26 protein-coding genes are annotated in these 23,053 nt (G+C 59.7%); 2 read left to right on the top strand and 24 right to left on the bottom strand.

All coding sequences use genetic code 11. The features are described 5' to 3' along the window. Positions 1–12: 12 nt before the first annotated feature. From rpsI to CLV85_RS03620, 10 genes are all read right to left on the bottom strand, one after another. Positions 13–501: a 30S ribosomal protein S9 gene (rpsI, locus tag CLV85_RS03665; RefSeq protein WP_100388230.1), complete on the bottom strand. Its 489-nt coding sequence runs from the start codon at positions 499–501 to the stop codon at positions 13–15. A 42-nt stretch (positions 502–543) separates the two neighbouring features. Then, entirely contained in the window at positions 544–990 is a 447-nt protein-coding gene (gene rplM / locus CLV85_RS03660) for a 50S ribosomal protein L13 (protein ID WP_100388229.1), read from the bottom strand. 171 nt (positions 991–1,161) lie between these two features. Beyond that, on the bottom strand, positions 1,162–1,938 hold the full coding sequence (locus tag CLV85_RS03655) for a class II aldolase/adducin family protein (protein ID WP_100388228.1): 777 nt from the start codon (positions 1,936–1,938) through the stop codon (positions 1,162–1,164). Positions 1,939–2,010: 72 nt separating this feature from the next. Further along, positions 2,011–3,426, bottom strand: a complete 1,416-nt coding sequence (locus CLV85_RS03650; protein ID WP_100388227.1) for a rhamnulokinase — start codon at positions 3,424–3,426, stop codon at positions 2,011–2,013. 20 nt (positions 3,427–3,446) lie between these two features. Further along, entirely contained in the window at positions 3,447–4,196 is a 750-nt protein-coding gene (locus CLV85_RS03645; protein WP_100388226.1) for a glutamine amidotransferase, read from the bottom strand. Between the two features lie 26 nt (positions 4,197–4,222). Further along, on the bottom strand, positions 4,223–4,786 hold the full coding sequence (locus tag CLV85_RS03640; protein ID WP_100388225.1) for an RpiB/LacA/LacB family sugar-phosphate isomerase: 564 nt from the start codon (positions 4,784–4,786) through the stop codon (positions 4,223–4,225). Next, entirely contained in the window at positions 4,783–5,826 is a 1,044-nt protein-coding gene (locus tag CLV85_RS03635; RefSeq protein ID WP_100388224.1) for an ABC transporter permease, read from the bottom strand. The genes CLV85_RS03640 and CLV85_RS03635 overlap by 4 nt, the downstream gene beginning before the upstream one ends. 8 nt (positions 5,827–5,834) lie before the next feature. Further along, entirely contained in the window at positions 5,835–6,851 is a 1,017-nt protein-coding gene (locus tag CLV85_RS03630; RefSeq protein ID WP_100388223.1) for an ABC transporter permease, read from the bottom strand. 1 nt (position 6,852) lies between these two features. Further along, positions 6,853–8,367, bottom strand: coding sequence for a sugar ABC transporter ATP-binding protein (locus CLV85_RS03625; RefSeq protein WP_100388222.1), 1,515 nt, complete (start codon positions 8,365–8,367; stop codon positions 6,853–6,855). Positions 8,368–8,457: 90 nt separating this feature from the next. After that, entirely contained in the window at positions 8,458–9,489 is a 1,032-nt protein-coding gene (locus tag CLV85_RS03620; RefSeq protein ID WP_100388221.1) for an autoinducer 2 ABC transporter substrate-binding protein, read from the bottom strand. A 284-nt stretch (positions 9,490–9,773) separates the two neighbouring features. Here CLV85_RS03620 and CLV85_RS03615 point away from each other — a divergent pair, with 284 nt between their 5' ends. Next, entirely contained in the window at positions 9,774–10,823 is a 1,050-nt protein-coding gene (locus CLV85_RS03615; RefSeq protein ID WP_100388220.1) for a LacI family DNA-binding transcriptional regulator, read from the top strand. A gap of 10 nt (positions 10,824–10,833) precedes the next feature. Here the strand turns inward: CLV85_RS03615 and CLV85_RS03610 are convergent, their stop codons facing one another. The 12 genes from CLV85_RS03610 to CLV85_RS03555 form a co-directional block, all read right to left on the bottom strand. Next, positions 10,834–11,757 (bottom strand): tRNA pseudouridine synthase A, encoded by a 924-nt coding sequence (locus tag CLV85_RS03610; RefSeq protein ID WP_100388219.1) that lies wholly within the window; start codon positions 11,755–11,757, stop codon positions 10,834–10,836. Between the two features lie 73 nt (positions 11,758–11,830). Then, positions 11,831–12,331, bottom strand: coding sequence for a 50S ribosomal protein L17 (gene rplQ / locus CLV85_RS03605; protein ID WP_100388218.1), 501 nt, complete (start codon positions 12,329–12,331; stop codon positions 11,831–11,833). Between the two features lie 38 nt (positions 12,332–12,369). Next, positions 12,370–13,365: a DNA-directed RNA polymerase subunit alpha gene (locus CLV85_RS03600; RefSeq protein WP_100388217.1), complete on the bottom strand. Its 996-nt coding sequence runs from the start codon at positions 13,363–13,365 to the stop codon at positions 12,370–12,372. Between the two features lie 166 nt (positions 13,366–13,531). Beyond that, positions 13,532–13,930, bottom strand: a complete 399-nt coding sequence (gene rpsK / locus CLV85_RS03595; protein WP_100388216.1) for a 30S ribosomal protein S11 — start codon at positions 13,928–13,930, stop codon at positions 13,532–13,534. 51 nt (positions 13,931–13,981) lie between these two features. Next, positions 13,982–14,356 (bottom strand): 30S ribosomal protein S13, encoded by a 375-nt coding sequence (gene rpsM, locus CLV85_RS03590; protein ID WP_100388215.1) that lies wholly within the window; start codon positions 14,354–14,356, stop codon positions 13,982–13,984. A gap of 193 nt (positions 14,357–14,549) precedes the next feature. Continuing rightward, positions 14,550–14,666, bottom strand: a complete 117-nt coding sequence (rpmJ, locus tag CLV85_RS03585) for a 50S ribosomal protein L36 (RefSeq protein ID WP_100388214.1) — start codon at positions 14,664–14,666, stop codon at positions 14,550–14,552. Between the two features lie 75 nt (positions 14,667–14,741). Next, a complete protein-coding gene (gene infA / locus CLV85_RS03580) occupies positions 14,742–14,963 on the bottom strand; it encodes a translation initiation factor IF-1 (RefSeq protein ID WP_010203795.1) in 222 nt (73 codons plus the stop codon). Positions 14,964–15,107: 144 nt separating this feature from the next. Continuing rightward, positions 15,108–16,241 (bottom strand): mannitol-1-phosphate 5-dehydrogenase, encoded by a 1,134-nt coding sequence (locus tag CLV85_RS03575; protein WP_100388213.1) that lies wholly within the window; start codon positions 16,239–16,241, stop codon positions 15,108–15,110. Then, positions 16,238–16,675: a PTS mannitol transporter subunit IIA gene (locus tag CLV85_RS03570; RefSeq protein WP_100388212.1), complete on the bottom strand. Its 438-nt coding sequence runs from the start codon at positions 16,673–16,675 to the stop codon at positions 16,238–16,240. The genes CLV85_RS03575 and CLV85_RS03570 overlap by 4 nt, the downstream gene beginning before the upstream one ends. 11 nt (positions 16,676–16,686) lie before the next feature. Beyond that, positions 16,687–18,216, bottom strand: coding sequence for a PTS mannitol transporter subunit IIBC (locus CLV85_RS03565; protein ID WP_100388211.1), 1,530 nt, complete (start codon positions 18,214–18,216; stop codon positions 16,687–16,689). A 57-nt stretch (positions 18,217–18,273) separates the two neighbouring features. After that, a complete protein-coding gene (locus tag CLV85_RS03560; protein ID WP_100388210.1) occupies positions 18,274–18,540 on the bottom strand; it encodes an HPr family phosphocarrier protein in 267 nt (88 codons plus the stop codon). Beyond that, a complete protein-coding gene (locus CLV85_RS03555; protein WP_100388209.1) occupies positions 18,533–18,865 on the bottom strand; it encodes a PTS sugar transporter subunit IIB in 333 nt (110 codons plus the stop codon). Before CLV85_RS03555 ends, CLV85_RS03560 begins: the two co-directional genes overlap by 8 nt. A gap of 128 nt (positions 18,866–18,993) precedes the next feature. On the opposite strand from CLV85_RS03555, the gene CLV85_RS03550 reads away from it, so the two are divergent. Continuing rightward, positions 18,994–20,913: a BglG family transcription antiterminator gene (locus tag CLV85_RS03550; RefSeq protein ID WP_100388208.1), complete on the top strand. Its 1,920-nt coding sequence runs from the start codon at positions 18,994–18,996 to the stop codon at positions 20,911–20,913. A gap of 162 nt (positions 20,914–21,075) precedes the next feature. Here CLV85_RS03550 and CLV85_RS03540 read toward each other — a convergent pair whose 3' ends face one another. Further along, positions 21,076–21,675 carry an adenylate kinase gene (locus CLV85_RS03540; protein WP_100388207.1) on the bottom strand — a complete coding sequence of 200 codons (600 nt, stop codon included), beginning with the start codon at positions 21,673–21,675 and terminating at the stop codon, positions 21,076–21,078. Next, a complete protein-coding gene (secY, locus tag CLV85_RS03535) occupies positions 21,672–22,994 on the bottom strand; it encodes a preprotein translocase subunit SecY (protein ID WP_100388206.1) in 1,323 nt (440 codons plus the stop codon). The genes CLV85_RS03540 and secY overlap by 4 nt, the downstream gene beginning before the upstream one ends. Positions 22,995–23,053: the final 59 nt, after the last annotated feature.

The raw sequence follows: 23,053 nt of genomic DNA, 5'->3' as shown, positions 1-23,053 counted from the left end.
AGGCGAAGCGGGTTAGCGCTTCGAGAACTGCGGAGCCTTACGCGCCTTCTTGAGTCCAGCCTTCTTACGCTCCTTGACGCGAGCGTCACGAGTGAGGAAGCCGGCCTTCTTGAGGGCAGCGCGGTTGTTCTCTTCGTCAATCTGGTTGAGCGAACGAGCGATGCCGAGACGCAGTGCGCCGGCCTGACCCGAGGGGCCACCACCGGTGATGCGTGCAATGACGTCGTAGCCGCCGAGCAGGTCAAGGATCTTGAACGGATCGTTGATGAGCTGCTGGTGAAGCTTGTTGGGGAAGTACTCGGCGAGCTCACGGCCGTTGACCGTGATGGTGCCCGAACCGGGAACGAGACGCACGCGGGCGATTGCCTGCTTGCGACGTCCTACGGCTGCGCCGGGAACGGTGAGAACGGGGCGAGGTGCGCTGGGCGCCTCAACTGCTGCCGACTCGGTCGTGTACGACTCGGGTGCACCCTCGGTGATTGAATCTTCGATCTTAGCCACTGTAATAAGTCCTTTAATTCTTTGCTTCGTGAAGCGCGGGCGCTACTGAGCGACCTGGTCGAGGGTGTACGGCGTGGGCTGCTGGGCAGCGTGCGGGTGCTCAGCACCTGCGTATACCTTCAGCTTCGAAAGCTGAGCGCGACCGAGCGAGTTCTTGGGGAGCATTCCGCGGATTGCCTTTTCAACGGCGCGCGTGGGGTGCTTCTCCAACAGCTCGGAGTACGTGGTGGCCGTGAGCCCACCCGGGTAACCGGAGTGGCGGTAAGCCTTCTTCTGCTTGAGCTTGGAACCGGTGAGGGCCACCTTCTCAGCGTTGATGATGATGACGAAGTCACCCATGTCCATGTGCGGAGCAAAGGTGGCCTTGTGCTTTCCGCGGAGCAAGATGGCTGCGTGGCTGGCGAGACGGCCGAGAACGATGTCGGCTGCGTCGATGATGACCCATTCCCGCGAGATGTCGTCGGGCTTGGGCGAATATGTGCGCGTCACAATAGTGCTGCTTTCATTGATCGAGTGAGGTGTTCGTGAATCCCGCTCCGATGGTTGTTTCTACTGAAACAATTCCGGTGGAGGGCTCATGATCGGATGTCGCACCCTATAGTGCAGACACCAAGGGTCAACAATAGCGGAACTCTGCGCCCGCAGCAAACGCCAATGCTGCTACTTGACGGTACCCGTCAGCGCAGCGCGACGCTCGCGAAAGTCGGGGCGATCGAAGTAGTGGGCGGTCACTTCGGCGCTCAAGCTCGCGATGCCGCCTGCTTGGAGAGCTCCGAGGCGAACTCGCGCGCTCTTCACGGCCATGAGGGAGATTGCTTCCGCGCCTTCGGCCGTGTCAGCGATGGCGACGATGCCGTGGTTTCCCAGCAGGATCAGCGACGGCACTTCGCCGAACTCGTCGACGTGAGCGCCGAGCTTCTCGAGAAAGAGTTGCCCCAGTTCGACCCCGGGCTGAGCGTAAGGAATGTATAGGCTGCGACCCAGCACCATGAGCTCGTCTGAGTACACCGCGTCGGCGAACGACGTTTCGGCGTGAACACTTGCCAGCAGCGAGACCACAGCCGTCGGGTGAGTGTGGGCGACGTACCGTGCCGGCGCATAGGCGCGCACCGCAACGTGAATGAGGGTCTCGATGGATGCCCGTACGCGCTTGCCGTCGACCTCACCGGCATCCAACTCGGCCGTCAATTGGTCTTGGTCGGCGTTCGGGTCGCGCAGCACTGCCAGCAGCGGCTCGATCTCAACGCTCACGAAATTTTCGGCGGTTGCCGTCTGCATCGAAGAACCCGAGGTCTTGACGATGATCGTGCCATCGGCGATGAGTTCGCTGGTGTTCCCCTCTGCCAAGATGACGAGGTCGCGTTCCGGCAGGCCGAGACGGGTGGTGAGGCCCAGCAGTTCGTCACTAACGAGGTCGGGGGCAATTCGTGCGGTCATTTTCGGTCCTTTGTTCTGCGAGAGCGGGTGGAGTGAATTCGAGGGTGAGGCGAATTCCGGGATGCTGTGGCGCTATTGAGGCGTGTACGTCACTGGATGATGGGTGCGCTGAACGAGGTCGCGCAGCGAATCGAGGCTTCCCGAGATGTGTCCCATGGCCCGGGCTTGCACGAGAACGCTGCCGAGCGCTGTCGCCTCAACCGGACCCGCGAGAACGGGGATGCCGGAGCGGTCGGCTGTGCGCTGGCAGAGGAGGCGATTGAGCGATCCACCGCCCACGATGTGAATTTTCTGAACCGGCACATCGCCGAGCGAACTCGCACTCAGCACAGCATCCGCGAACGCTTGCGCAAGCGATTCGATAATGCAGCGCGCCATTTCGGCGCGATTCGCTGGCACGCGAAGGCCGTGCTCGGTGCACCATTCAGCGATGCGGCGCGGCATATTTCCGGGCGCCAAGAATCTGGGGTCGTCGACATCCACCACGGGCATGGTTTCGGTCACTGCGGAGGCAGCCGCGATGAGCTCGGGCAGGCTGATCGTGTCTCCATCACGTTCCCACTGGCGAACGGCTTCACTCAAGATCCACAAACCCATGACGTTGCGCATCAATAGGATGCGGCCGTCGACGCCAGCTTCGTTCGTGAAGCCGTCCGTGCGTGCTGCCTCGGTGACAACGGGGGTCTCCAGCTCCACCCCGGCAAGGCCCCACGTGCCGCACGAGATAAACGCCGCGTTCTCCGGCTGCATGGGGATCGCTGTCACGGCCGAAGCCGTATCGTGCGAGCCAACAGCGACGACTTCGATGGGTGACTCGGCGCGAACCTGCTTCGCGACATCCGGATCAAGCTCGCCAACGCGAGTGCCTGGCACCACAAGGTCAGGCAGCAGTTCGCGCTGCACTCCGGCGACGTCGAGCAAGGTGTCGCTCCACTGCCGCGAGTGCACGTCGAGGAGCCCGGTCGTCGACGCCATCGTTGTTTCCGCAACGCGCGCACCGCTCAACCAGTAGGTGAAGAGATCGGGCATGAGCAAAACGGTGTCGGCGAGCGCGAGCCGTTTTTCCGCAGCATCCGTCGCGAGTTGGTAGATCGTATTGATCGGCATGAACTGGATGCCGGTTGCCGCATATTGCTCAGCCTGCGTGCTCAGCGACTGCACTCGTTCCATCGCGGCGTCGGTTCGTTCATCGCGATAGTGCCGCGGATTGCCGAGCAGTTGCCCGTCGCGCAGCAGTCCGTAGTCGACGCCCCAGGTGTCGGTCGCAACAGACGAGACCGTGGGCACTTCGCGAATCGCCGAAGTCAGCCCGTCGAGCGCACCCTGCCACAGGGAGAGAACATCCCAGTGCAGGCAGCCGCGCACGCTCACCGCACGATTAGTGAAGCGAGCGTGCGTTGCCGTGCGCAGTTGGTCGGGGCCGACTTCGCCCAGAATTACGCGGCCGCTAGTCGCACCAAAGTCGAGAGCAACAACGTGGCCCACCATTCAGTCCTACTTGCCCGTGCTTAGTCGGACTCGCGAGCGAGCCACGAGATCAGTTGGTTCCACATGGGAGCAAAGCCGTCCCATTCCAAGAACTCGGTCGGCAGCCAGTGCGGGCCCATGTCGCTCGCAAATGCGGCAACGCGGCCGGCACCTTCGGCATCCACAACAAGAAGCGGGAATGCTCCGACGGTCGCGAGCGTCTGGGCGCCGTCGCGGGCGACCAAACGGTGATGACCGAGCACTTCGGGCCACGAGGTCGGCAGACCGGCGGTCGCCGCGTGGTTGTCGAGGGAGGTGGCTTCGACGCCCTGCGGAGTCTCTTCGCGGTCGTCGCCAATTTCCATTTCGACCGGAAGAACGCTCGCTAGGGCGGTGTTGCGGTAGTTCGCCTTCGCTTCAATACCTTGGAAGCTGAGGTAGCCACCGACCATGAGCAGCGAACCGCCATCGCGAACCCACTGGGCCAGCACTTCGAGGCGGTGCGGAATCCGCTCCCCCTTAGCGAAGACGCCGTTGGGTAGCAGCAGAGTGTTCGCCCCGATGTCGCTGAGCACGACAACGTCGTACTGGCTGAGCTCTTCGGCGGTCGTGGGGAATCGCTCAGCCGCAACGTGGTTGGGCTGGAACTCGACACTGTTGCCTGCTGACTTCAGAGCAGCGATGAAGTCATCTGCTCCCTCGGCGTAGGCGGAAGTGACAAACGAGTCAAAGCCCTTCGTGTGGATCGACGTCGTCGACCATGACTCTCCTGCGAGTAATACTTTCGCCATGTCTCTCCCTGTAGCTGTTCGTTCGGTTAGTAAGCGAGGCCGCGGGGCTCAGGGCCCATTTCGACGTTCCGCTCACCGACGACTTGAAAACCGTTGTCTTTGTAGGCCTGGTAGTCGAAGTTTTCGCACTCCTCGTATCCGACCATGTGGTAATCAGCGAAGCCTTCCCAGTTTTCGTAGCCGTCACCGAAGTTGTTCTCGAGGAACGCATCCGCCATAGCCATTCCGAGGCGCGGGCCAATGTAGAAAGCGCCCATGGCCATGAGGTTGCAGTTGTTGGCGGTCGCGGCACGCAGAGCCGAAGGCGCGCTTTCGCACACGGCGGCGTGAACGTGAGGCACCTTGCTGGCAGCGACGTGGATGCCCATCCCTGTGCCACAGAAAGCAAGAGCCTTCTCGAACTCACCCTCGGCAAGCTTGGCGCCGAGCATGAAGCCGGCACGGTGGTACATCGGAATGTCGTCGAGAGTCGGCGTCAGGTCAGTGACGGTCCAGTCGCGTGCTTCCAAGTGGCGCTTGACTGCCTCCTTCAGCGGAAATCCTGCAAAGTCTGCGCCCACAACAACGTGGCGATCCTTGGTCAGCTTCATGATTTGTTTCCTTTCACACCGAACAGACGAGAGAGCCCGTTCTTTTTAGTCCATTGATTCACCACGATGACGAGAAGCAGTACTCCACCCCAGATCAGCGGGCGGTAGAAGTTGCTGATGTTCGGGAACGTGTTGAGCAACGAGGAGAGAACCTGCAGCACAACCACCGCGAGGATCACTCCCGACAGTCGGCCCGATCCACCGTTCGGGTTCACGCCACCGAGCACCACAATCAGCACTGCGAGCAGTGTGTAGGTGGAGCCGTAGTCAGCCTTCGCCGAGTTGTAATTGGCGAGCATCACAAGACCGGCGGCCGCGGCGTAAATGCCCGAGGTCATGTAGGTACGGATGATGAGGTTGTCGGTCTTGAGCCCGCTGAAGCGTGCCGCAGTTTCATTCGAGCCGAGCATGTAGAGCTTGGTGCCGAATGCCGTCTTGTACATGATCAGCGCGATCACGACGGTGGCGAGAATGAAGATGATGAGCGGCATCGGGATGATCCCGAAGACGCGCTGTGCCATGATCTCGCCGTACTGAGCGGGAAGTCCGCTGGCGGGCTTTCCACCGGTGATGATGACGGCGATGCCGGTGAAGAGCTCGAAGGTTCCGAGCGTCACCAGAATGGCGGGAATCTTCACTTTGGCTATCAAGAACCCGTTGAAGGCGCCGGCTATCGCTCCCACAATGAGCGAGAACGCGATTGCCGCAGCAACAGCGAGGTAGCCCTGGGGGCTGTCGGCGCCGGTGGGCGCGATTGACATCATGAGGGTCGCACTGCCGATGGCCGTCATATTGGCGACGCCAACCACAGAAAGGTCGATACCTCCAATAATCATGGTGAGCATCACACCGAGGGCCATCAGACCGAACTCGGGGAACTGCACTGCCATCGACTGCCAGGTGGCAATGCCGAAGAAGTTCTTGGTCTTGACGAGCATGAAGAACGTCAGGAGCAGAACGAGAATCACGGCGAGGCGTGTCACGTGAGGGTCGCGAGTCAGGCGATCCCGAAGCGGCGTAAGAGTCGTAGAAGCAAACATGGCCGTCCCTATCCTTGAATCAGCGCGGGTGCGCGTTTGCGTGAACGGGTGAGTTGCACTGCGGAGATACCGGTACCGACGAGGATCAAGGTGCCGAGTGCGAAGCCCTGCCAGAAGGTGGGGATGCCGACCAAGATCATGCTGTTCTGCACGATCACGATCAGCAGTGTTCCCAGCATCGTGCCGGTCAGGGTTCCGGTGCCGCCCGTAATGGAAGCGCCACCGAGAACGACTGCTGCGATAACCATGAGTTCCATGCCGAGCAGGTTGGTCGGATGCATTTGGTCCATCATGCTCGTTCGCACGAGACCGGCGAGGCTGGCAATGATGCCGACGATGACGAAGAGCCAAAACTTAATCTTGCGCACCTTGAAGCCGGCACGAGCAGCAGCACTTTCATCACCGCCAATCGCATAGAGTCCACGGCCAAAGGTTGTGTATCTCATCACGACGAATGCAACCGCAACGACGGCGACCAAGATGAGGAACGCCATCGGCATGTTGGAGGTGAGACCAGATTCGGGGTTCTTAGCCACGAACAGCGTCGACCGGCCAAACTCGCTCATCCCGGCAGGGAGGTTCGGAATCTGCACCGACTTGAAGACACCCTGCATGACTCCCGAGAACACGCTCGCGGTACCGAGGGTAATGATGAGCACCGGAACCACGAACCTCGAGGTGAAGAGTCCGTTGAAGGCACCGAGGATGGCGCCGACCACAATGACCATCAGGAACGGTAGCCACACTCCCCCGGAGTAGCCCGCATCCACGAGTACTCGTGTGGTCGCGTAGACCGAGAGCGAAGCGAGCGCCGGAAACGAGACATCGATTCCGCCGGCGACCAGCACCATGAAAGCGCCCACCGCGAAGATGCCGGGAACGACCATGGCGTTGGCCAGGTCAACCAGGTTGTTGGCGGAGAAGAACTGTCCGCTTCGCAACTGGATGACAACGCTCACCGCGATGATGACGAGCAGCAGGTAGAACTCGTTTGATTTAGTGATCTTTCGCACTAACTTGGCCATCTCAGCCCTTCCCGTCAATAGTGCTCGGGTCTTTCGACATGAGCTCTGCGAGTTCGGATTCGGTCGTCGTGCGCGGGTCGATCTCTGCCACGATTCGCCCCGCATTCATTGCCATCACTCGGTTGCAGTTCTGGATGACCTCGGGGATGTCATCGGAAATGATGATGACGCCGAGACCTTCGCTGGCGAGCGAGCGGAGAATGCGGTGGATGTCGTGCTTCGATCCGATATCAACGCCCACCGTCGGCCCGTTAAGAATCAGAATCTTCGGATGCGTGGCGAGCCATTTGGCGAGCACGATGCGCTGCTGGTTTCCGCCCGAGAGGGTGTTCACCGCGTTAGAAGCGTTCGGCGTCGCAATTTTGAGTTCGTCTACCCAGCGCTGGCCTTCTGCATCCGCCTTGCGCTGATCGAGTGCCCCGAACTTGGACACGAACGAGTCGATCTCGGAGATCACGATGTTCGAGCTAATCGAGCGCTCCAAGAAGAGACCTTCGGTGAGGCGGTCTTCGGGAACATAGCCAATGCCGTGAGCGATCGCGTCGCGCACACTGCCGACTTCGACGACTTCACCGTTGATCAGGATCTCGCCCGAGTCAGCGGGCTTGGAGCCAAAGAGGGAGAGCGCGAGTTCCGTGCGGCCGGAGCCCAGCAGACCCGTGATGCCCAGGATCTCACCCTTGCGGAGCGTGAGGTCGACGTCGGCGAAGGCGCCGTCGACACCAAGGCCGCGCGTCTCGAGAATCGGCTCTTCGGAGACGTGCTCGGGAACGAAGTGGTCATCATCGAATTCGCGGCCGGTCATGTGGTGCGAGAACGTGGCGTGATCGAGCTCTTCCGGCAAGCAGGTAATGACTGACTTACCGTTACGGATGATCGTGAAGCGCTCACTGATCTCGAAGACCTCGTCGAGCTTGTGGCTCACGAACAGCGTCGCGATCCCCCGCGCTTTGAGGTCGAGAATGATGGCAAAGAGTGCGTCAACCTCGCGCTTCGTCAGAGCCGTGGTCGGTTCATCCATGATGATGAGCTTGGCGTCGCTCATGAGCGCCCGCGAGATAGCAACAAGCTGCTTCTGGGCGACCGAGAGCTGCCCGACCTTTTCGTCGAGGTCAATCGTGAAGTTGATCTTGGCGATCGCCTCTTCGGCGACTGCCCGCATCCGCTTCCAACTCACGAACGTGCGGTGGGCAGCGAGCTCAGCATTGAGCGCCAGGTTCTCCATCACCGTGAGGTTGGGGAAAACCGAGAAGTCTTGATAGATGACCTGAACGCCGTTCGAGATCGCCTCGATGGGCGACAGCTTCGAGAACGTCTTGCCGTTCAGTTCAATTGTTCCGGTATCGGGGGCGTGCACTCCGGAGATGACCTTGATCAGCGTGGACTTGCCACTGCCGTTCTCGCCGGCGAGACAGTGAATCTCTCCGGGAGCGATCTCTAGGGTGATGCCGTCAAGCGCTTGAACGCCAGCGAAGGCCTTACCGATATCGCGTACCGCGATGACGTTATCTACCATCGTCCGGTCCTTTCCGCGCGTGAGTAAATCGTGGGGTGCGACCAGGGCAGAACGGATGTTCGCTCTGCCCTGATCGCGAAACGGGACTGCTTAGAAGCCGAAGCTGTCTACGTTGTCCTTGTCGATAACGACCCAGCCGTTACCTTCGAGTACCTTGTCGCTACCTTCAGCGAAGGTCATGTTTTCGTAACCGGTGACGCCGAGGTTCACGCCGTCAGAGATGTCTTCACCATCGAGGATCTGCTCAGCGAGCGAGGCGAGAGCGTAACCAGCGTCGGCCGGGTCCCAGAGGGTCAGCGTCTTGACGAGGCCCTTTTCGAGGATCGACTTGTTTGCGGCCGGCATACCGGTTCCGCTGACGAAGACCTTGCCGGTGAGGCCGAGTTCTTCGATCGCACGAGCGACACCAGGAGCGTCGAACGACGAGGTTCCGACGATGCCGGTTACTTCGGGGTACTTCTTGAGGAGCTCCTTGGCAGCCTGGTAGGCAACCTCTCCGTCATCCTGCGACTCAACGCGTGGCTCGGCAGCAAGCAGCGTCATGTTGGGGTACGCCTCAGCCTGACGAGCAACAGCACCGTCAGCCCATTCGTTGTGCGATGCGTTCGTTACGTGGCCAACCATCGTGGCGTAGGTGCCCTCTTCGCCCATTGCCTCAGCGAGGTTGTCCATGATGAATGCGCCGTACTGAGTGTTGTTGAACGCTTCGATGTCGTACATCGTGTTTTCCTGGCTGGCACCTTCGTGGGTGACAACAACGATGCCGGCGTCCATGGCCTGCTTCAGAACGGTCTCGAGTGCGCCCGGGTCAACCGGAACGACGCCGATAGCGTCTACGCCCTGAGCGATGAGGTCTTGGATGACCTGAACCTGCAGAGTGGCATCCGTCTCAGCGGGGCCCTTCTGGTAGACGTCGTTGCCGGAGTCAGCGGCGAACTTGTTGACGCCCTCTTCCATGCGAACGAACCAGGGGTTAGTCGAGTCCTTGGGAACAATGACGATTGTGTAAGCGTCTTCTCCCGATGCGGTGGATGTGTCGGCGTCAGCGGAACATCCGGCGAGGCCGAGTCCGACGACGGCTACGAGACCGATCGCGAGGCCTGCAAAGCGACGTTGCTTCATGTGTTTCTCCTTTTGGTGTGAATGCAGTGTTGCGCGGACGCAGCGCCCAAAGCCTCAGCACTTTCGCGTCATTGCGCCCGGTCGAGAATATTTGAACCGGTTCATTTTTTAAAGCGGTTCAAACGTACACTGGGAGCAAGACGAACTGCAACCGCATGACGGCAACTGCCGTGTCTCGATGAGATAACGGCGCAGTTAGACCGCTACAAACCGCCTGAGGCGCCCGATAGCCCTAAAGTGATAAGCCTGCGCTACCAAGCGCACAGTCAAGAATTGAGCAATCCATGAGCACCCCCGACACTGCGACATCGAAGTCGCCCGCCGGGATCCGTGACGTCGCCGCACTGGCGCAAGTCTCCACAGGAACCGTCTCCAACACCATCAACCGTCCTGACACGGTTCATCCCCGCACCCGCGCTGCCGTGGAAAAGGCGATCGCCGAACTCGGCTTTGTTCCCAACCAGCAGGCACGAGTACTCACGGGTGCCTCCAGCAACGTTATTGGTCTTGTTGTTCTGGATGTCGAGAGCCCCTTCTACATGGAAGCCGCGCACGTCATCGAACGCGCCGTTCGCGAATCAGGCCACGTCGTCATGCTGTGCAATTCCGAAGGCGACACCGCACGCGAGGCCGGACTGCTCGGCATGCTCGCGGCCCAGCGCGTGCGCGGCGCCCTGCTCGCTCCCGCCAGCGCCGACGACGATGGCGAGGATCGGTACAAGGAACTCCCCGGAGACCTGCCCGTAGTGCTGCTCGACTACAACGGCGGCCCAGAGCACTGCTCCATCTCGGTCGACAACGTCAAAGGTGGGCGACTCGCTGTCGAGCACCTCGTAGAGCTCGGCCATCGCCGCATCGCCGTTGTCGGCGGGCCCACCGGTCTCCGCCAATTCGCCGATCGCGCGAAAGGTGCCCGCGAAGCAATCACCGCGGCAGGGCTCGACCCTGAGGAATCGCTCATCGAAGTGAGCGTCTCCGGCATCGGCATCCAAGACGGTCGACGCGCGGTCGAGCTTCTTCTTGAGGATGATGTACCGGATGCTGTCTTCTGCGGAAACGACATGCTCGCGTTCGGCGTCTACCGCGGTCTGGTTGACGCAGGCTACGTCGTGCCCGACGATATTGCGCTCGTTGGCTACGACGACATCGACTTCGCGCGCGACTGGGTTGTTCCGCTTACCTCTGTGCGCCAGCCCATCGAGGCTCTAGGAAAGGGTGCCGCCCGCTTGCTGATCGAGCATTCAGCTCGGGATGACGCTCACACGCACCAGCAAGTGGTCCTGCCACCAGAACTTGTTGTTCGTCGGTCGTCTGACCTTCGCGCGTCAGAGTAACGAGCGCTCGCTAGTCGAACAGTTCGCGGCGCGAGCGGGTGAGTTCCGCGCGTGCCCCCAGTTCGTCATCCGGCGGATAGCCCACTTCAACGAGAGACAAGCCTTTCGCCGGCATGACCTTGAACTCGCTCCCCTTGGAGCGTTCGTCGCGAATGTCGGCTGGCCGCGAAGAGTCGATCTTACCCTGTCCCACGTAAACACCAGCACCCACGAGCGACCGCACCATGCTGTGGCAGAAGGCGTCGGCACGAACCTCAGCCAACACGATGCCCTCTTCGGTACGGCGGAAGCTGAAACGCTCGAGGGTGCGCACGGTCGTCGCCCCCTCGCGGGGCTTGCAGTACGCAGCCCAGTCATGGAGGCCGAGCAGCTCGTTTGCGGCCACGTTCATGGCGTCGACATCCAGGGTGGCCGGGTACCAGAGCGTGTGATTGCGTTGGCGAGGATCACGCGGCGACAGGTTGTCGGCAATGCGGTATTCGTAGCGCCTCCACAGCGGCGAGAAGCGGGCGTCAAAACCGTCCGCAGCGATTACCGACTGCTTCACAAAGATGTCGGACTCGAGGCCCGTGATTCCGTTGATTCTGCGCGCCAAGGATGCCGGTCCGTCGTACCGTCGTCCGCCCATATTGCCGCGGCGCGGGCGGTCGAGACTGCGCAGTTGGGTGTCGGTGAGGTCGAGGTGCGCAACCTGGCCGGTGGCGTGCACTCCCGCATCCGTTCGCCCGGCGACGACAAGCTGCGGGATGACGCCGAAGCGTCGAAACACGATTGCTAACGCGTCTTCGATAGTGCCCTGCACCGTGCGCAGGGGCGGCGGCTGTTTTCCCCACCCAAAGAAGTTCGTGCCGTCGTAGGCGATGTCGAGGCGCAGCCGCGTGTAAGGGGTGGCATCCGACTCGGGCGCCGGGATGGCGGGTGCCGCTTCATTCATAGTTCAACCCTATTTCAACAAGAAAACCCCGGCCCGCACGAAGCGGAGCCGGGGTCTTCTCAAGCGAAGAAAGTTACTTCTCTTCTGCAGTCTCTTCGGTTGCAACCTCGTCGGCGACAACTTCTTCAGCAGGAGCTTCCTCTACGGCGGGCTCTTCTGCAGCAGCCTTGGGCTCAGCCTTAGCGGCAGCCTTCGGGGCCTTCTTCTTAGGTGTAACGGGCTCGAGAACGAGCTCCATCTGAACCATCGAAGCGTTGTCACCCTTACGGTAACCAAGCTTCGTGATGCGGGTGTAACCACCATCGCGGTTCTCGACCTGCGGTGCAATGACCGTGAAGAGTTCGTGGATGACGGTCTTGTCGCCGATGATTCCGAGCGCGCGGCGACGGTTGTGCAGGTCACCCTTCTTCGCGAACGTGATCAGGCGCTCAGCAACGGGACGCAGGCGCTTGGCACGCATTTCCGTTGTCTTGATGCTCTTGTGAGTGAACAGGGCTGCGGCCAAGTTGGCGAGCATGTGGCGCTCGTGCGCCGGTCCACCGCCGAGACGCGGGCCCTTAGTAGGTGTAGGCATTTTCTAGTTCTCCAGTGTCAAAGGTTCGAGCCAGTGGCTCAAGCGTTGGTCTCGTCGTCGGCGTATCCGCCGTAGAAGTGTGCTCCGTCGAATCCGGGAACGCTGTCCTTCAACGACAGTCCCATCTCAACAAGCTTGTCGCGCACTTCATCAACCGACTTCTGACCGAAGTTACGGATGTTCATGAGCTGGGTCTCAGAAAGAGCAACCAGTTCACTCACGGTGTTGATGCCTTCGCGCTTGAGGCAGTTGTAGCTGCGCACCGAAAGATCAAGGTCTTCGATCGGCATGCTGAGCTCGGTCGAGAGCACGGCGTCAACCGGTGCAGGACCAATCTCGATACCCTCTGCTGCCGTGTTGAGCTCGCGGGCGAGTCCAAACAGTTCGGTCAGCGTGCGACCGGCCGAGGCCACTGCATCGCGAGGAGTGATTGCGGACTTGGTTTCTACGTCAACAACGAGACGGTCAAAGTCAGTGCGCTCACCGGCACGAGTTGCCTCGACACGGTAGGTGACCTTGAGTACGGGCGAGTAGATCGAGTCGACCGGAATTTGGCCGGCTTCGCTGAACTCGCTGCGGTTCTGCGTTGCGGTGACGTAGCCACGGCCACGCTCGATCGTCAGCTCAAGTTCAAACTTGGCCTTGTCGTTGAGCGTTGCAATGACGAGTTCCGGGTTGTGGATCTCTACACCGGCAGGTGCAGAAATGTCAGCCGCGGTAACTTCACCCGAACCCTGCTTGCGCAGGTAAGCGGTGATGGGCTCGTCGTGTTCGCTGGAGACTACGAGGTTCTTGATGTTCAGGATGACCTCGGTCACGTCTTCCTTGACACCGGCGACGGTGCTGAATTCGTGAAGAACTCCATCGATACGGATGCTGGTTACAGCTGCTCCGGGGATCGACGAAAGAAGGGTGCGACGAAGTGAGTTTCCGAGGGTGTAACCGAAACCGGGCTCAAGCGGCTCGATGACGAACCGTGAACGGAATTCGGAGATGTTCTCCTCAGCAAGGGTGGGACGCTGTGCAATGAGCACTGGTAATTCCTTTCGGCAAAGTGTCCGCTATATGACACTTGTGGGCGACGGGTGGCTGGGCCCGACGTTGTATTGAGTTGTGCGCTGGAACTGTGAGCGAGGGCCACTTGGGCCCTCGCCACACGACGCCAGCACTAGCGAGTTGCCTCGTTAGTACGGCGTGAAACTAAACGCGACGACGCTTGGGCGGACGGCAACCGTTGTGCGTCTGCGGTGTTACGTCGTTGATCGAACCCACTTCGAGGCCAGCGGCCTGCAGCGAACGGATCGCAGTTTCGCGACCTGAACCCGGTCCCTTGACGAAAACGTCTACCTTCTTGACGCCGTGCTCTTGAGCCTGGCGTGCAGCCGACTCAGCAGACATCTGTGCGGCGTAAGGGGTCGACTTACGCGATCCCTTGAAGCCGACAACGCCTGACGAGGACCAGCTCAGTACTGCGCCGGTCGGGTCGGTGATGGTGACGATGGTGTTGTTGAACGTTGACTTGATGTGAGCCTGGCCCACAGCAACATTCTTCTTCTCTTTACGACGCGGCTTACGAGCGGCCGATTTTGGTGCTGCCATTGTTTTCTCCTAAAACGTTGATGGCGACGACGCTGGGGTTGAACCCAGGGTCTATCGGGCCTTCTTCTTGCCGGCTACGGTGCGCTTCGGGCCCTTGCGGGTACGAGCGTTGGTCTTCGTGCGCTGTCCATGAACGGGCAGTCCCTTGCGGTGACGGATACCCTGGTAGCTGCCGATTTCAACCTTGCGGCGGATGTCTGCTGCAACCTCACGACGGAGGTCACCTTCTACCTGGAAGTTTCCTTCGATGTAGTCGCGCAGCGCGATGAGCTGGTCATCGGTGAGATCCTGAACGCGGATCTCTCCGCTGATCTGGGTGTCGGCGAGAGCTTTGAGAGCTCTCGTGCGGCCAACACCGTAAATGTAAGTCAGTGCGACCTCTACACGCTTGTCGCGTGGGATGTCGACGCCGGCTAGACGTGCCATAGTGGCTTCTCCTGTTGATGAGTGGAGGTCTGTAGCAGCACCTGTGCACCGGCCTCCAACCGATGGTGTCCCCTATGCCCACTTTCGCAGGCGTCGGATCTGGTGTTGCTAGTTCTTTGTATTGAGTTGTGTGCTGCGGTGTGTGGCGATTACTCGCCGCACGCGCGCAACCATGCGATCTGCTCGCGGAACCTTAGCCCTGGCGTTGCTTGTGACGCGGGTTCGACTTGCAGATAATCATGACGCGACCGTTGCGGCGAATTACGCGGCAGTGGTCGCAGATGGGCTTAACGCTGGGGTTAACCTTCATTATTTTTCCTTGTGAATCGCTGTCGTCGTTCCACTAGCCCGCAAGGGCAGCGTGGACGTTACTTTCCAGCGCGCTTTACTTGTAGCGGTAGGTGATACGGCCGCGAGTCAGGTCATACGGGCTCAGCTCTACAACTACACGGTCCTCCGGAAGGATTCGAATGTAGTTCTGTCGCATTTTGCCGGAGATGTGCGCGAGCACAACGTGGCCGTTCGTCAACTCAACACGAAACATCGCGTTGGGGAGAGCCTCGACAACTGCTCCTTCGATCTCAATGACACCGTCTTTTTTGGCCATAGCCTCTTCGTCGCTATAAGTGTGGTTCGCTGGTCTGCGTGGATTGTGGTGAGTGACTTTGGGAAAAGCCAAGGCGCGAAAAAATCGGCCTGAAACACCAAAGAGCAAGCCTACGCTAATCCCGGGCGTTTCGCCAAGTTGGGTCTAAGATTGCGCGCTGACAGTTTCGACTGCGTCAGCGTAGAGCGCATCGCCCTCGCGAAGTCCCATAACCTCGGTGACGAAATCGGCTGCCGATAGTGATGACAACAGCTCGAGCATCCGCACACTCTCCGGGTCTTCCGGCACCGCAAAGTGCAACGCTGCGCCCATGGCACGCAGAAGCGCGCTGGGGGTGGTTCCGGATGCCGCAAGCTCGCTAGCCGGGCTCACAAAGCGTTCATTGCGCGAGAGCTTGCGCAACGGGCTGCGCCCTACGCGCTCAGGAGTATCTGGCAGGTGGGCGTTGCTGAAGCGACGCGTGCAGGTAGCGACGTACTCGGCGTGCTCGCTGGCATCGAATCCGTGCTTAGCAATCAACATCGCGCTGGTCTCAGCAAGCACCGCGGCGACCTCAGACGCGACAGCATCGATGTCCATCGCGGCTGCGAGCGTCTCTGCGCCCTGGGCGCGGCCGTGATAGGCCAGTGTTGCGTGGCCGGTGTTAACGGTGAAGAGCTTGCGCTCGATGTATGGCTCGAGATCTGAGACGAAGTGGACGTCAGCGATCTCGGGAACGCTGTCTCCGAACGGACCGCTCTCAATGGCCCACTCAAAGAAGTCCTCGACGGTGACGTCGAGTCCTGCAGCGGGGTCTTGGGCCGGCACAATGCGGTCGACAGCGGTGTTCGCGAAGATGGCCTTGGCGGCGAGCGTTTCAGCATCGACCGCGACAGCAACTTCGGCGCGAAGATTGTTGGTGGCGTAGAGCGCGTTTTCGCATGCGAGCACCTGAAGCGGGGGCAGTTCGTCTGAGCGCTTCTTGATCGCCTGAGCAATCAGCGGTGCAACAAACTTGAGGATGTTCGGGCCGACGGCCGTCGTCACCATGTCGGCGGTCGCGATCTCATCGATCACGCCGGCTTCGTTTGTCGCGCTGTTGAGAGCGCGGAAGTTATCGACCGTCCACGTGCGGGGCTCGGCCCCGACTTCGTGAACCTTGTAGTTATCGGCAGCGGCCAAGGTATCGATGAGCTCTGCCGCGACATCCGCGAAGACGATCTCGTACCCAGCCTTGTGCAGAATCAGGCCGACGAAACCGCGGCCGATGTTGCCGGCGCCGAAGTGTACGGCTTTCATGCGTTGTTCAATTCAGACAGAAGGGCGAGCAGCTCGTCTTCGCTCGAGGCGTCGACCAGCTTCTGCACTTCGTCGTTATCGCTAAAGATTGTGGCGACCGCAGCGAGGGTGTCCATGTGGCCACCGTCTTTACCTGCGATGCCGACAACGAAGCGAACCTCGTTGCCATCCCAATCGATGGGATCCGCGTACCGCACGAACGAGAGCGCAGACGACAGGATCGTGTCCTTGCCCTCGTTCGTGCCGTGCGGAATGGCCAGGAAGTTACCCATGAAGGTTGACGTCAACTCTTCGCGGGCCTTCATGAAGCCAAGGTACTCGGGCGTTACTGCACCAGCAGCCACAAGGATTTCCGCTGCCTCAGCGATGGCATCCTCTTTGGTGCGGGCGGTGCCAGCGGCCTTGATTTGGTCTAGCTCGAGTACCTTGCTCATGATGTCTCCTGTTACTTGCCAACCATGTTTACGACTTCATCGTATTTCGGACTGTTCATGAAGTTATCAACCGAAACATGAATTGCGCCGGGAACTTTCTGCTCAGCGCGTTCGGTGAGCTTGTCCTGGGTGATGATCAGGTCTTCTGAACCATCCAGGTTGGCGATCGCCTTGTTCGTGACGTTGACACCTTCGATGCCAGCTTTCGCGAACTTATTGCGCAGAACGGTTGCGCCCATCGCGCTCGACCCCATACCAGCGTCGCAAGCAAACACGACGTTCTGGATCTTGGTCGCGGTTGAGGTTGCAGCAGCGGCTCCGGTTGCAGCAGCACCGGTTCCGAGCAGGTCGCCTACCGAGCTGTCCTTGCCCTTGTTAGCGGCGTTCTTAGCAACAGCAGCAGCAAGTGCGTCGTCGCCGTTAGCCATTGCCTCAAGGTCACGCTTACGGCCGGCGCGGATGATGACCGCAGCGACAGCGAACGACACAGCAGCCGAGAACACTACCGACAGCAATACGCCGACGATGCTTCCGGGAGGGGTCTGGGCGAGGACCGCGATGATCGATCCGGGCGATGCCGGAGCGCGCAGACCTGACTGGAAGATGACGTTCGTGAGAACACCAGTTGCTCCACCAGCGATTGCAGCGACAACGAGAAGCGGCTTAGCCAATACGTAGGGGAAGTAGATCTCGTGAATACCACCGACGAAGTGAATCAGGATGGCGCCGGGAGCGCTTGCGCGCAGCAGGCCAACACCGAATACCAAGAAGGCGAGCAGGATGCCGAGGCCGGGGCCAGGGTTTGCTTCGATGAGGAAGAGGATCGACTGACCCTTTTCGAGCGACTCGGCCGTACCCAGCGGCGTGAAGACACCGTGGTTGATGGCGTTGTTGAGGAAGAGGATCTTGCCCGGCTCAACGAAAACGCTGGCGAGCGGGAGCAGGCCGTTGTCAACGAGGAACGCGATAACCGATTCGAGGCCATTGCTGATCGCGGTAACGATCGGAGCGATGAGGAAGAACGAGGCAACGGCGAGCAACATTCCGACGATTCCGCCGGAGAAGTTGTCGACGAGCATCTCGAAGCCGGCCCGAATCTTGCCCGCCCAGAGAGCGTCAATCTTCTTCATGACCCATGCAGCACCGGGACCTACGATCATGGCACCGAGGAACATCGGGATTCCGGCGCCGATGATGACACCCATCGTCGCGATGGTTCCAATAACTCCACCGCGAGTTCCGTAGACCATGCGGCCACCGGTGTTAGCGATGAGCAACGGGAGCAGGTACACGATCATCGGACCAACGAGGCCCGTGTTCGTTACCTCAGGATCAAGGCTCCAGCCACCGAGCTGCTGTACCCACACCGGGTCGATGCCGAGCAGCGGCAACCAACCGGTCTGGATGAAGAGGGCGGTAATAAAGCCCCAGGCGATGAATGCCGCAATATTCGGCATCACCATTCCGCTGACGAAGGTTCCAAATTTCTGGACCCCTACGCGCGCACCGCCTGATTTGGCGGTCGTAGACGACGTTGTCATTGTTTTACTCCGATATCTGTGATGTTGGGATACTGCGAGGGAAGCGAGCGATCTCGACTAGTTTTCGTCGTGATCGGTACTGAGAATTTCGGTCAGTTCGGCGATTACAGCGTCGGCGCCGTCTCCTTCTGCGGAGATCGTCACCTCGTCGCCGTGGCTGACGCCCAGTGAAATAACACTGAGGATGCTCGACGCATTGACGGACTTGTCACCCTTAGCAATCGTGACGTCGAGACCAGAAGCGGCTGCCGCCTGAGTGAAGAGGGACGCGGGACGCGCATGAAGGCCGTGCGATGACGCCACTCGAATAGTTTGTTCAGCCATTGTTGCTGCTTTCTGTTTTTGCCTGAGGGAGGGCATTGAGAAGGTCGAGAGCAATGTCTGCTCCAGCGGCGTTGAAATTGATCACCGGAAGCTGTACCGCGCGGGCGCCAATTACTGCAGCCGCTGTTTCGGCCTGGTCAAAGAAGTCTGAGACGTGAGAGCTCACAAGCACGACATCCACAGAAGTGAGAGGCATGCTGAGTGCGGCAACACTCGCCGGGGTAAAGGTGTGTGGGAGCCCACGAACGGTTGCCTGGCGGCGCAGAGCGTGTGCCAAGAAGGTGCTCGAGGCACCTGCACCGCATAGAACCAGCACACTAGACACCTGATCGCCTCCTCGCGAAAATCAATCGAACTTCCTTCAGTGTCTATGGTCGCTGGGAAGTGCCTTCGAGTTCCAGTAGAGAAGATTCCGCCCCTGCGGAAAGGTTCATACGCAAGAATGGTTATCTCATGCTCGATAACCACGCGCGACTCATAGAACACCTAGCCCAGTCCGAGGCATGGGTGACCGCTGCCGAGCTCGCAGACAAGCTCGGTGTCACCACCCGCAGCGTGCGCAGTTACGTCACGGCAGTGAAGTCGTCGGCCCTCCCCCTCGAAGTGATCGAGTCCTCCACCTCGGGTTACCGCCTTAATCGCGACAACTACGCCGAGTTCCTCAAAGGAGCGAACAACCGCGAGTCCGAGCGCCCGCGTGACCGGCAGTACCATCTCGTTCGACGACTGGGAGATGCGCCTGAGGGCACGGACATCCACGCTCTCGCCGAGAGTTTCTTTGTCAGCGAGTCCACGATCGAGGCAGACCTCCGCAAGGTCAAGTCCGTGGTTGAAGAGTCAGGCCTCACGCTTTCACGCCGCGGACCACTCGTGATCCTGTCCGGAACCGAGCCAAACCTGCGCCGCTTGCTCAGCAAAATGTTTCGCCACGAAGAGTCTCAGGGATTCCTTGAACTCGAGAGCATCCAACGCGAGTTCGAATCTTCCGACCTTCGCTCGTTCAAGACCGCGTTACTCGACCTACTTGATTCACACGGGTACTTCGTCAACGAGTACGGAATCAATCACGTGCTCCTGCACGTCGCAATCGCAGCGGACCGCACCGGACCATTGGATTCCGCGGGTGCTGACGAACCGTCGATCAGCTCCGTTGAGACCCCGTCGGCGTCTGCAGCGTTCTCGAAAGATCTTGCTGCGCTCATCACAACTCACTTCGGTGCGAACCTGCGGCAGGATGACGTCAACGAGATCGAGTTGCTGCTCACCACGCGAGTTATCACTCGCTCTGCCGGGTCCAGTTCGCCGGCCGACGTAGATCTTGAGGAACTCATCACTCGCGTGCGCCGCACTGTGCAGCACGTCGGCGAGGAATACCTCATTGACCTCGACGACGACGACTTCATCATGAGATTGTCGTTGCACGTGCGCAATCTCATTCTTCGCGCTCAAGACCTCTCGTACTCTCGGAACCCCATGACGAGGTCGATCAAGACCACCTACCCCATGATCTATGAGCTCGCGGTCTTCATCGCTGCCGAAGTGCAGCGGGATGAGGGCATCATCATCCACGATGACGAGATCTCCTATATTGCGCTCCACGTAGGCTCGCACCTCGAACGTCAGGCAAAACAAGAAGTACGACTCACCGCTGCCCTCGTGTGCCCCAACTATCACGACCTCCACGTCATCCTGCGCGAACGTATCGAAGCGGTGCTCGGCGATGAACTCCACTTGCGCATTGTCATAACACGAACCGATGTCGATCTGGCCGAGCTCTCTACAGACCTCGTACTCACGACAATCGACCTGAGATCGTTTGCCGACAACGTGGTGCTCATCCAACCGTTCCTTACCGAAACTGATGTGGATGCCATCCGCCGCGCCATCGGCCGCGTGCGTCGTCTGCGCCGGCGCCGTCAACTCACCGACGAGCTGCTTCGATTCTTCGACCCGGCCCTCTTCTTGCGCAATTTCAGCGCCCCTAGTGAAGAGGCCATGATCGCCGCACTCGGACACCGGATGATCGAAGCCGGCGTGATCGACCACGGGTACATTACTGGCGCGATCGAGCGCGAGCGCATGTCATCCACCGCCTTCACTGACACGCTCGCGGTCCCCCATGCCATGACGATGAACGCCCACCGCACCGCAATCAGCATTGTGATCAACGAGACGCCGATGCCCTGGGGCGAGAACCGCGTCAATGTGATCGCACTAATCGCGTTCAGCGCTGCAGGCCGCAACACATTCCAAACGGTGTTCGACCAGTTCGTCACAGTCTTCTCAGATCGCGACTACGTGCAACAGCTCGTCAAGAAGGCCGTGGACTTCCCGACTTTCATCGACGAACTCGTTCGCGGCATCGAAGACTAACTAGCTGAATTCGCCAGACGCGGGCCAAAGCTCCAGTACCGGCCACGGCTCCGGCTCCGGCTCGGGCTCTGGCTCTGGCTCTGGCTCTGGCTCTGGCGACAAAAGCCCACAACAAGAAATCCCCGCTGCCTAGAGGCAACGGGGATTACTCGAGAACGAGAACTAGCGCGAACCAGCGTCCGTCGCGGAGATTCCGCGATCGAAGAGTGCTTCGGTGATTCGAGCCGTGACAGCGTCCACTTCACCAAGAGCGTCGATCGTTACGAGTACATCGCGACCCGCGTAGGTCTTGATCAGCGGAGCGGTCTGCTCGCTGTATACCTCGAGGCGATGACGAACAACCTCTTCAGTGTCATCGCTGCGACCCTGCTCGAGTGCACGCTTCCGCAAACGACCGACGACAACTTCAGTGTCGGCTTCCAGTTCGACGACTACATCGAGCGCTGAGCCGTGGCTCGCGAGAAACTCGTCGAGTTCGCGCACCTGGTCGGTCGTGCGGGGATAGCCGTCGAGAAGAAAGCCATTCTTGGCGTCGTCTTCTTCGAGGCGGTCGCGGATGAGCGCGTTCGTGAGGGAGTCAGGAACGTTGTCGCCAGCATCCATAAATGCTTTCGCCTTGGTGCCCAGCTCGGTGCCATTCTTCACATTGCTGCGGAAAATGTCACCGGTAGAGATAGCTGGAACGCCATAAATCTCGGCGAGACGAGCGGCCTGGGTGCCTTTTCCAGCACCAGGAGGACCAATCAAGAGAAGTCGTGTCAACGCAACAAACCTTCGTAGTGGCGTTGCTGCAGCTGCGAATCGATTTGCTTGACGGTCTCAAGACCGACACCAACGATAATCAGGATGCTAGCTCCACCGAATGGGAAATTTTGGTTGGCCCCGATGACCACAAACGCGATCAGCGGGATCATTGCCACAAGGCCGAGGTACAACGAGCCGGGCAAGGTAACACGAGTCAATACGTAGTCAAGGTACTCGGCGGTCGGTCGACCAGCGCGGATACCCGGAATGAAGCCACCGTACTTCTTCATGTTGTCGGCTACTTCTTCAGGGTTGAACGTGATTGCCACGTAGAAGTAAGTGAAGCCGACGATGAGCAGGAAGTAACCGATCATGTAGATCGGGCTATCGCCAGAGACCAGGTTGTTCTGGACCCAGACGACCCATGCTGCGGAAGTCTCGCCAGCTTGTGGCTGGTTGAACTGCGCGATCAAAGCGGGGAGGTACAACAGCGACGAAGCGAAGATCACGGGGATCACGCCGGCCATGTTGACCTTGATGGGGATGTACGTGTTGTTGCCGCCATAGGTTCGGCGACCCACCATGCGCTTGGCGTACTGAACGGGGATGCGTCGTTGGGATTGCTCCACGAACACGACGGCTCCCATGATGAGAACACCCATGATGAGCACGAGAACAAACGTCTCTACACCGTTGCTGAGGTAGATGCCCCAGAGTGCGCTGGGGAAAGTCGCGGCGATCGAGGTGAAGATCAGCAACGACATTCCGTTACCGATGCCGCGCTCCGTGACGAGCTCACCCATCCACATGATGAGGCCGGTACCGGCGGTCATTGTGATGACCATCAGCAGGATTGCGTACCACGCATCGTTGGTGATGAGTTGGCTACATTCAGCAACACCAGCCGACTGGAACAGTGCACCGCTTCGGGCAACCGTAATCAGAGTCGTGGACTGGAGGATCGCGAGAGCGATGGTGAGGTAACGCGTGTACTGAGTCAGCGTTGCCTGGCCGGACTGGCCCTCTTTGTGAAGTGTTTCGAAGTGCGGAATGACCACGCGAAGTAGTTGCACGATGATCGATGCCGTGATGTACGGCATGATTCCGAGCGCAAATACGGAAAGTTGAAGGAGCGCCCCACCACTGAAGAGGTTGATGAGGTCATACAGCCCGCCACTCGAAGCGTTAGCTGCGAGACAGGCCTGAACGTTGCCGAAGTCAACGAACGGCGCGGGGATGAAGGAGCCAAGTCTAAACAGCGCAATGATGCCTAGCGTGAACCCGATCTTCCTGCGAAGGTCAGGCGTGCGGACAATCCGCGCGACAGCTTTAAACACAAGGCCTCCGATTTATCTATGTACTACGGGCGAGTGGGGAACCCCTTGCGGGATTCCCC

Source organism: Salinibacterium amurskyense (assembly GCF_002797685.1).
Taxonomy (GTDB): Bacteria; Actinomycetota; Actinomycetes; order Actinomycetales; family Microbacteriaceae; genus Rhodoglobus; species Rhodoglobus amurskyensis.
This window is presented reverse-complemented; position numbering and strand designations above follow the sequence as displayed.

What these genes read in the sequence shown, in the direction of transcription:
- CLV85_RS03655 (WP_100388228.1), bottom strand. Translation starts at nt 1,938, where the DNA reads ATGACCGCACGAATTGCCCCCGACCTCGTTAGTGACGAACTGCTGGGC.
- CLV85_RS03650 (WP_100388227.1), bottom strand. Translation starts at nt 3,426, where the DNA reads ATGGTGGGCCACGTTGTTGCTCTCGACTTTGGTGCGACTAGCGGCCGC.
- CLV85_RS03645 (WP_100388226.1), bottom strand. Translation starts at nt 4,196, where the DNA reads ATGGCGAAAGTATTACTCGCAGGAGAGTCATGGTCGACGACGTCGATC.
- CLV85_RS03640 (WP_100388225.1), bottom strand. Translation starts at nt 4,786, where the DNA reads ATGAAGCTGACCAAGGATCGCCACGTTGTTGTGGGCGCAGACTTTGCA.
- CLV85_RS03635 (WP_100388224.1), bottom strand. Translation starts at nt 5,826, where the DNA reads ATGTTTGCTTCTACGACTCTTACGCCGCTTCGGGATCGCCTGACTCGC.
- CLV85_RS03630 (WP_100388223.1), bottom strand. Translation starts at nt 6,851, where the DNA reads ATGGCCAAGTTAGTGCGAAAGATCACTAAATCAAACGAGTTCTACCTG.
- CLV85_RS03625 (WP_100388222.1), bottom strand. Translation starts at nt 8,367, where the DNA reads ATGGTAGATAACGTCATCGCGGTACGCGATATCGGTAAGGCCTTCGCT.
- CLV85_RS03620 (WP_100388221.1), bottom strand. Translation starts at nt 9,489, where the DNA reads ATGAAGCAACGTCGCTTTGCAGGCCTCGCGATCGGTCTCGTAGCCGTC.
- CLV85_RS03615 (WP_100388220.1), top strand. Translation starts at nt 9,774, where the DNA reads ATGAGCACCCCCGACACTGCGACATCGAAGTCGCCCGCCGGGATCCGT.
- CLV85_RS03610 (WP_100388219.1), bottom strand. Translation starts at nt 11,757, where the DNA reads ATGAATGAAGCGGCACCCGCCATCCCGGCGCCCGAGTCGGATGCCACC.
- rplQ (WP_100388218.1), bottom strand. Translation starts at nt 12,331, where the DNA reads ATGCCTACACCTACTAAGGGCCCGCGTCTCGGCGGTGGACCGGCGCAC.
- rpsK (WP_100388216.1), bottom strand. Translation starts at nt 13,930, where the DNA reads ATGGCAGCACCAAAATCGGCCGCTCGTAAGCCGCGTCGTAAAGAGAAG.
- rpsM (WP_100388215.1), bottom strand. Translation starts at nt 14,356, where the DNA reads ATGGCACGTCTAGCCGGCGTCGACATCCCACGCGACAAGCGTGTAGAG.
- rpmJ (WP_100388214.1), bottom strand. Translation starts at nt 14,666, where the DNA reads ATGAAGGTTAACCCCAGCGTTAAGCCCATCTGCGACCACTGCCGCGTA.
- infA (WP_010203795.1), bottom strand. Translation starts at nt 14,963, where the DNA reads ATGGCCAAAAAAGACGGTGTCATTGAGATCGAAGGAGCAGTTGTCGAG.
- CLV85_RS03575 (WP_100388213.1), bottom strand. Translation starts at nt 16,241, where the DNA reads ATGAAAGCCGTACACTTCGGCGCCGGCAACATCGGCCGCGGTTTCGTC.
- CLV85_RS03570 (WP_100388212.1), bottom strand. Translation starts at nt 16,675, where the DNA reads ATGAGCAAGGTACTCGAGCTAGACCAAATCAAGGCCGCTGGCACCGCC.
- CLV85_RS03565 (WP_100388211.1), bottom strand. Translation starts at nt 18,216, where the DNA reads ATGACAACGTCGTCTACGACCGCCAAATCAGGCGGTGCGCGCGTAGGG.
- CLV85_RS03560 (WP_100388210.1), bottom strand. Translation starts at nt 18,540, where the DNA reads ATGGCTGAACAAACTATTCGAGTGGCGTCATCGCACGGCCTTCATGCG.
- CLV85_RS03550 (WP_100388208.1), top strand. Translation starts at nt 18,994, where the DNA reads ATGCTCGATAACCACGCGCGACTCATAGAACACCTAGCCCAGTCCGAG.